Raw genomic sequence first — 7,808 nt, 5'->3', positions numbered from 1 at the left:
GAAAAAAGGTGAGAAAGTTCAGTTAGTTGGCTTTGGTACATTTGAAGTCAGCGAGAGAGCTGCCAGAGAGGGAAGAAATCCTCAGACTGGTGAGACCATGAAGATCGAAGCTTCCAAGGCTCCGAAATTTAAAGCTGGTAAAGCTTTAAAAGATATGGTAAACGCATAATCGCGTAAGCTTTTACAGGAGGAACTTTATAGTTCCTCCTTTTTTAAACACGCTCTGACATAGGAGAGTATTATGAGATTAGATAAATTTTTGAAAGTATCCCGCCTTATTAAGAGAAGAACTGTGGCAAATGAGGCATGTGATGCAGGAAGAGTGCTTGTAAATGATAAGCCGGCCAAGGCTTCTGTCCAGGTGAAGACAGGAGATACTATTGAAATCCAGTTTGGAAGCCGCAATGTGAAGGTGGAAGTGCTGGATGTGAAAGAGACTGTGAAGAAGGAAGAAGTTGAGAATCTGTACAAGTATGTTTAAGAGTTCTGTGAATGAAGGAAACAGTATTACTTAAGCAAGTTCTAATTTAACAGAAAATTTCATAGATTATCTGTGAACCCACATATTTGGGAGAGAGGGATTTGGAAGAAAAGGTTGTGAACATTTCCCATAAGCTGATACTGGATAACAGGAAAGAAGCATCTGTCACAGGTGTGAAGGATGTGATTTCTTTTGATGAAAAAGAAATCCTTCTTCAGACTGCAGACGGGAAGCTGCAGATTCGCGGCAGCGGGCTTCATGTAAAAGGACTAAACCTGGAAAAAGGAGAAGCTGCTCTTGCCGGACATGTGGATTCTCTTGTCTATTTGTCTAAAGAATCCCCACGAAAAGAAGAACCATTATTTACAAGGCTGTTCCGTTAAGCTATGAGCACATATATCTACAATGAGATCTGGCTTTTCGTCCGGGCTTTTGCAGGGGGTGCGGTGCTGATCCTTTGCTACAGCCTGCTTCAGGAAATAAGAGGGCTCATTTTCCGCAGTCCGGCAGCAGGAGGGATTTTGGACCTTCTTTATTGGGCGTGCGCAGGACTTCTGGTATTTGCAGGAATTTACCGGATCAACCAGGGAATCCTGCGTAGTTTTCTGTTTTTGGGAATTATATCAGGGGCATTTCTTACATATCTGACAATAAAACCTTTATTTGAAAAAATTTGTTATATAATCCTGGAGGTTCCTGTCAGATTCGTAAAAGAAATTTCAAAAAAATATATAAATTGGTTGCTATTTTTTTGTAAACGTTGTAAAATTTTAGTTAAGCAATCTGCAAATCAGTACAAAAATAGTACCAGAAATCATTTGCAGATGAGAAGAGGCAGGAAGCTTGGGAAAATCAGGGAAAAAACGAAGAAAAAAGACAATAGGGTATAATCATCTCGGGATGTTCGGTATTTCTCTGATCGTTCTGATTCTGATTCTGACGCTTATGGCACAGAGCCGGGACCTTAAGGAATCTCTTGCCGGCTATGAGACCAGGGCAGAGGCATTAAGCCAGCAGATTGAGGAAGAGCAGGTGCGTACTCAGGAGATTGAAGATCTGAAGCAGTATATGCTCACGGATGAGTACGCAGAGCAGGCCGCCAGAGAGAAACTGGGGCTTGTGAAGGAGAATGAGATTATTTTTCAGGAGGAGAAGTAAGGTTCTGGGAAAAACGAAGTTTGGAAGTTTCTGACGATATATTTTTCAATATGGTCGTCTTTGTTTGACATATATTTTCATACCTGTCCCCTATAATAGGCATAAGGTGGTGCCGAAGGTGATGTGAATGCAGCATTCCTTTGCAAAAACAAGGGCAGCAGTTAAAGACTGTTACTGTTCACTGGTAACGTTCCGCGAGGTGTTTTTTGTAAACAAAGTTCACAGAAAACCCGAGAATTGCGGCGCGAAATCATGCTTTGCATGATTTCTGTGCATCGCGAAGCGCGTTACTGTGAACGGAGTGAACAGTAACTAAAGACTACATGAACAGTGGGGCGTGCAGCTTGCGGGAATGCTTTTTCAAACAGGCTCTGGCACTGTAAGGCTGTAAAGGGGAGGGGAGAATATGCAGGAATGGATAGTTGCCATGCTCGTGATCAGTGTGCTGCTGGTGTTGCGGGACATGGCAAAAGTTTTTTTCAGGGGAAGAAGTTTCCTTAAGGCGGAGCAGCCGGCCGAAGAGAAAAATCCCCAGAAGGAGAAGGTGGAGCGGTATGCTGCTTCTTTTCGGAAGCTTGCAGACAGTTTTTACGGATTACCCTACCGAAAAGACTATTTAAGCAACGGCCAGGTGGATGGAATCATAAGGGAGACCTGTGATGAGATATGCAGCCACTGCTATCAGCGGGAAATCTGCTGGGGCACCCAGTCGCAGGAAATGTACAGAGGAAGTGAGCGGATGGTTCGTTCCCTGGAGGAGGGAAATCAGGAGAAAATACAGGAGGCAAAAAGCGACTGGATGAGTGTATGCAGTCGTTTTTCCCAGTATTATGAGACTATTGGTAACTCTTATATGAGAGAGCGGCAGAAGCTGATATGGGACAACCGGATGATCGAAAGCCGCCTTGCCGTGGCACAGCAACTCCAGGAGATGTCCAGAATCATGGATATGGTGGCAGAAGACCTGTACGACATTTCCATTGCGGATCCCCAGCTTATGACAGAATTGCAGAAGATTCTTAGGAAGCGTCACATTGTGGTGAGACAGGTCTGGGTGATGGATAAGGTGGAAGGGAGACGTGAGATTTTTCTAACCATGCGTGCCAGAAGCGGACAGTGCATTTCTGTTAATGAGGTGGCACAGCTTTTATCCCAGGAATTCGGAACTCCCATGGCGGCAGCTGGAGGGGGAAGAAGAATTGTAAATGGAGAATACCATACGGTTCATTTTGTGGAGGATGTAAGTTATCAGGTACTTTACGGAGTGGCAAAACTGACCAAGGAAATGGAGAAGGTTTCCGGAGACAATTATATTTGCAGACAGGAAGAGGCAGGACGTTTTGTAATGTGTCTTTCCGATGGAATGGGCTCTGGGGTGGAGGCATGCCGGGAAAGCGAGGAAGTGGTAGAACTTCTGGAACAATTTCTGGAATCCGGTTTTACCCAGGAGACGGCGGCGAAAATGGTGAACTCTGCTCTTGTGATGAAGGGACAGGAAGGGATTTTTTCAACAGTGGACATCTGTGCAGTGGATTTATATACGGGAATCTGTAATTTCCTGAAAGCGGGAGCTTCCGCCACTTTTATCAAGAGGGATCACTGGGTGGAGGCCATTTCTTCAGAGAGTCTGGCAGCAGGGCTGATACAGCAGGTGGATTTTGAAACATCTTCAAGGAAGCTGTATCACGGGGACTATCTGATCATGATGACAGATGGCGTTTTGGATGCGCTGCCAGCCATGCGGGAGGAGGAGACCATGAAAGAGATCATTATGGATATCCATGAAGAGACGCCCAAGGAGATGAGCCGGGGGATTCTGGAGCGGGTGCTGGGATACAGCGATTACTGCGCCCGGGATGATATGACGGTTCTTGTAGCTGGAATGTGGAAGAAATAGAATAATTATTTTTGGAGCAAAAAACAGATATGGAATCATATGAGCATATGAAATATATTTGAAAGAAGTAATATTGTTACGGTTCACGAAAGAATCAGTAACGTATCAGAGGCAGAGCTAGTATGTATCAGAAAGTGAAAGCATATATGAAAGAACATGGCATGGTAGTGGATGGGGATGTGGTCCTTGCTGGAGTTTCCGGAGGAGGAGACTCCATGGCTATGCTGGAAATGTTAAAAAGATATCAGGCTGAAGCAGCTTTTTCGCTGTGTGCGGTACATGTGCATCATGGAATCCGCGGCGAGGAAGCTGACAGGGATGAAAGAGTAGTAAGAGAGACCTGCGAAAAATGGACGATTCCTTTTTTATCCTATCATTACCCGGTACCGGAGCTTGCAAAGAAATGGAAAATGGGACTGGAAGAGACAGGAAGAAAAGTCAGACAGGATGCGTTTTCCAGGGCAGAAGCTGATTATTTTGGAAAATCAGAAACTGCCGACCTCCAGGGCGGAGGAAGAGTCTCTGCCGCCAGAGAAGGAAAATTACGGATCCGTATTGCTCTGGCCCACAATGAAAATGATGTGGCGGAAACTTTGCTCCACAATCTTTGCAGAGGAACGGGGCTGAAAGGTCTGGCTGCTATTTTGCCGGTGCGGGATGGAATTATTCGGCCCATTTTGTGTTTAAATAAACAGGAAATTGTCAATTATTTAATAAAAGAACAGATTCCCTATGTAACAGACAGTACCAATCTTACAGATGATTATACAAGAAATAAGATCAGACATCAGATATTGCCCATTCTGGAAGAACAGGTGAATACTTCTGCTGTCCGCCATATGGCGGAGACGGCCAGTCTTGTTAGTCAGGCAGAGGAGTATTTGTCCCGCCAGGGAGAACGCCTTGTGAAAAAGTATGGGGAAAACCGGGAACGGGGAATTTTCCTGTCAGAAGCATTCTGGCGGGATGAGCCTGCCATAGCTTCTTACGGAGTGCTTCAGGTTTTTGAAGACCTGGCTGGGAAACGTAAGGATTTTACAGCTGCTCATGTAAAAAGTGTGGAGAGCCTTCTGAAGCTTCAGGTGGGACGACGGATCAATCTGCCTTATGATCTGGCGGCGCTTCGAACTTATGGAGGAATTTTGCTGGGAGAAAGACAATTACTGGGAATGTCAGATAGAAATCTGAATCCAAAAGAGTACGATCCAGTGAAATCTGAAAAAAATCAGGAGAGGAATGCACTGCAAAAAAGTGTTCAGTTGAGTAAAAAGGAGCTGGAAGCTGTTTGTGAACAGGTACTTTTTACAGATAATGGTTTTCATCTGAAAATATTTTCTAATGAAGGCCAGAAGATTGAAGAAAAAAAGTATACGAAATGGCTAGATTATGATAAAATAAAACAGGAACTGTCCATCCGGACCAGACAGCCGGGAGATTTTCTCATTGTAGATGACAAAGGGAGCAGCAAGAAGCTGAACCGTTATTTTATAGATGAGAAGATCCCATCAGAGGAAAGAGACAGCATCTTGCTTCTATGTACCGGTTCTGAGGTTTTGTGGGTGGTGGGAGGCAGAATAAATGAGAATTATAAAATAGCTCCCAGAACCAGGAGAATATTGGAAATACAATACCAAGGAGGAAAAGATAATCATGAGTGAAAAAATCAGAGTTTTACTGGATGAGGAGACTGTGGAGAAGCGTATCTGCGAAGTAGCAGCCCAGATCAGTGAAGAGTACAAGGGAAAAGAAATCCACATGATCTGCGTTCTTAAGGGCGGAGTATTTTTCATGTGTGAGCTTGCCAAGAGAATCACAGTGCCGGTAACTCTTGATTTCATGTCTGTTTCCAGTTATGGAGATGACACCAAATCAAGCGGAGTTGTAAAGATCGTCAAGGATCTGGATCAGCCTCTTGAAGATAAAGAAGTTCTTGTTGTGGAGGATATTATTGATTCCGGAAGAACCTTAAGCTATCTGCTGGATGTTCTGAAGAGACGTAATCCAAACAGCGTGAAACTTTGCACCTTGCTGGACAAACCGGACCGCAGAGTGGTAAAAGGGGTTGATGTGGATTATTGCTGTTTCAATATTCCAGATGAGTTTGTTGTGGGCTATGGTCTTGACTATGCCCAGAAATACAGGAATCTGCCATACATCGGAGTGGTAGAGTTCGAATGAAAGGAGAATTATACAAGTGAATAAGCAGTCAGGCAGAATTGGCTTGTATCTTGTCCTGATCGTAGCTTTGATCGCAGGTTACCTGTATCTGAACAATCAGGTAGCTGTCCAGAGTGATTATACTTATGGACAGCTTGAGCAGGCAGTGACAGACGGTAAGGTGACCAGTGCCACGATTCATCAGAACAGTGAGGTTCCAACAGGTTCTGTGATCGTGAATATAAGCGGCGAGGGACAGAAGCGTATTTATGTGGCAGATGTAAATGAGGCAGAGCAGCTTCTTCGAGAGAGCGGGCTTGATCCTGCTGTTGAGGATGTGCCGAAGCAGAGTGTATTTCTGAATTCTGTTTTTCCGGTACTCCTTACCTGTGGTCTTATCATCTTCCTCATGCTGATGATGAACCGTCAGATGTCAGGTGGGGGCGGTGGTACCAATGCCAAGATGATGAATTTCGGCAAAAGCAGGGCAAGAATGTCCATGCCGGATGATAAGAAAGTGACTTTCCAGAACGTAGCGGGCCTGGAGGAAGAGAAGGAGGAGCTGAAGGAGGTTGTAGATTTCCTGAAGGATCCCCAGAAGTATACCAAGGTGGGAGCCAGAATCCCGAAAGGAGTTATCCTTGTAGGACCTCCAGGAACTGGTAAGACGCTTCTGGCCAAGGCTGTTGCCGGGGAAGCGGGAGTTCCGTTTTTCTCCATTTCCGGTTCTGATTTTGTGGAAATGTTTGTTGGTGTAGGTGCTTCACGTGTAAGAGATCTTTTCGAAGAGGGCAAGCGTCACGCACCTTGTATCATCTTTATTGATGAGATCGATGCTGTTGCAAGACAGCGTGGAACCGGCATGGGAGGCGGCCATGATGAAAGGGAACAGACTCTGAACCAGCTTCTTGTAGAGATGGATGGCTTCGGGGTAAATGAAGGCATTATCGTAATGGCAGCTACCAACCGTGTGGATATTCTGGATCCTGCAATTCTTCGTCCGGGACGTTTTGACCGCAAGGTTGGCGTAGGACGTCCGGATATTAAAGGAAGAGAAGAAATCCTCCATGTTCATGCCAAGGATAAACCTCTTGGCGAGGATGTAGACCTGAAACAGATCGCTCAGACTACAGCTGGCTTTACAGGTGCAGATCTTGAGAACCTGATGAATGAGGCGGCTATTGCTGCAGCCAGAAAAGGTCATGTATTTATTCGCCAGAAAGATATTAAGAATGCCTTTATCAAGGTTGGCATCGGTGCAGAGAAAAAGAGCAAGGTGATCTCCGAGAAGGAGAAAAGGATCACCGCTTATCATGAGGCAGGCCATGCAATCTTGTTCCATGTGCTGCCGGATATGGAGCCTGTTTACACCATTTCCATTATCCCTACCGGAATGGGAGCAGCTGGCTATACCATGCCTCTTCCAGAGAATGACGAAATATTTAATACTAAGGGTAAAATGCTTCAGGATATTACCACACTTCTTGGAGGACGTGTGGCAGAGGAGCTGATTTTTGGCGATATTACAACTGGTGCATCCAACGATATCAAGCGGGCTACCAGCGAAGCAAGAGCTATGGTGACCAAGTATGGTATGTCCGATAAGATTGGACTGATCTCCTATGGAGATGATGACGATGAGGTATTTATTGGACGGGATCTGGCGCACACCCGCGGTTACAGCGAGGATGTTGCCAAGGCAATTGACAGTGAGATTCACAGTATCATTGAGGAGTGTCATGACAATGCGAAGAAGATTATTTCTGAGCATATGGAGGTTCTTCATGGCTGTGCCAAGCTTCTTCTCGAGAAGGAAAAAGTTCATCGGGATGAATTTGAAGCACTTTTTACAATGGAAAAATCGGGTGAATCAAATGAAAGCATATAACATGCACAAAAAACAATAGCGATTTTTGTGAAGTTTGTGCACACTTTTTGGTGGACACATGGTACTATATACATCGTAAAAACCCCCCAATACATTATATAGTTTTTGCTACACCCCATAAGAAGAAATACCTTCTCCAAAAAAGACAGCTTTTACCGGCTGTCTTTTTTACGTTAAATGAATAAGGTATTTTAGAGTGTGTTTGAAATGTGGTGGGAGTTCTTTGG

General features: G+C 44.7%; 9 protein-coding genes and 1 pseudogene. All 10 read left to right on the top strand.

Annotated elements, in window-relative coordinates; translation table 11 throughout:
• Nucleotides 1–169 (top strand): HU family DNA-binding protein (locus tag AB5642_RS00785; protein ID WP_368371410.1); only part of this gene is annotated, 169 nt, incomplete at its 5' end.
• A 72-nt stretch (nt 170–241) separates the two neighbouring features.
• Nucleotides 242–481 (top strand): RNA-binding S4 domain-containing protein, encoded by a 240-nt coding sequence (locus tag AB5642_RS00780; protein WP_173719375.1) that lies wholly within the window; start codon nt 242–244, stop codon nt 479–481.
• A gap of 101 nt (nt 482–582) precedes the next feature.
• The gene (gene yabP, locus AB5642_RS00775; RefSeq protein WP_173719376.1) at nt 583–864 is read left to right on the top strand and encodes a sporulation protein YabP; all 282 of its coding nucleotides are present in this window, start codon (nt 583–585) and stop codon (nt 862–864) included.
• A 3-nt stretch (nt 865–867) separates the two neighbouring features.
• The gene (yabQ, locus tag AB5642_RS00770) at nt 868–1,371 is read left to right on the top strand and encodes a spore cortex biosynthesis protein YabQ (protein WP_368371402.1); all 504 of its coding nucleotides are present in this window, start codon (nt 868–870) and stop codon (nt 1,369–1,371) included.
• Nucleotides 1,325–1,639, top strand: coding sequence for a septum formation initiator family protein (locus AB5642_RS00765; protein WP_227198940.1), 315 nt, complete (start codon nt 1,325–1,327; stop codon nt 1,637–1,639). Before yabQ ends, AB5642_RS00765 begins: the two co-directional genes overlap by 47 nt.
• A gap of 328 nt (nt 1,640–1,967) precedes the next feature.
• Nucleotides 1,968–2,030 (top strand): annotated as a pseudogene (locus tag AB5642_RS00760) (DUF6783 domain-containing protein); the annotation flags it as partial.
• Nucleotides 2,031–2,045: 15 nt separating this feature from the next.
• Nucleotides 2,046–3,536: a SpoIIE family protein phosphatase gene (locus tag AB5642_RS00755; protein ID WP_227198939.1), complete on the top strand. Its 1,491-nt coding sequence runs from the start codon at nt 2,046–2,048 to the stop codon at nt 3,534–3,536.
• Nucleotides 3,537–3,658: 122 nt separating this feature from the next.
• Nucleotides 3,659–5,194 (top strand): tRNA lysidine(34) synthetase TilS, encoded by a 1,536-nt coding sequence (gene tilS, locus AB5642_RS00750; protein WP_173719379.1) that lies wholly within the window; start codon nt 3,659–3,661, stop codon nt 5,192–5,194.
• Nucleotides 5,187–5,714: a hypoxanthine phosphoribosyltransferase gene (hpt, locus tag AB5642_RS00745; RefSeq protein WP_148463169.1), complete on the top strand. Its 528-nt coding sequence runs from the start codon at nt 5,187–5,189 to the stop codon at nt 5,712–5,714. Before tilS ends, hpt begins: the two co-directional genes overlap by 8 nt.
• A 16-nt stretch (nt 5,715–5,730) precedes the next feature.
• Nucleotides 5,731–7,581: an ATP-dependent zinc metalloprotease FtsH gene (gene ftsH / locus AB5642_RS00740; RefSeq protein WP_148463170.1), complete on the top strand. Its 1,851-nt coding sequence runs from the start codon at nt 5,731–5,733 to the stop codon at nt 7,579–7,581.
• Nucleotides 7,582–7,808: the final 227 nt, after the last annotated feature.

Source organism: Ruminococcus sp. 1001136sp1_2201st1_G3_2201SCRN_220225 (genome assembly GCF_040924365.1).
In the GTDB taxonomy this organism is placed as follows: domain Bacteria; phylum Bacillota; class Clostridia; order Lachnospirales; family Lachnospiraceae; genus Blautia_A; species Blautia_A faecis.
The sequence above is the reverse complement of the archived record's forward strand: the minus strand, read 5'-3'. Positions and strand labels throughout refer to the sequence as shown.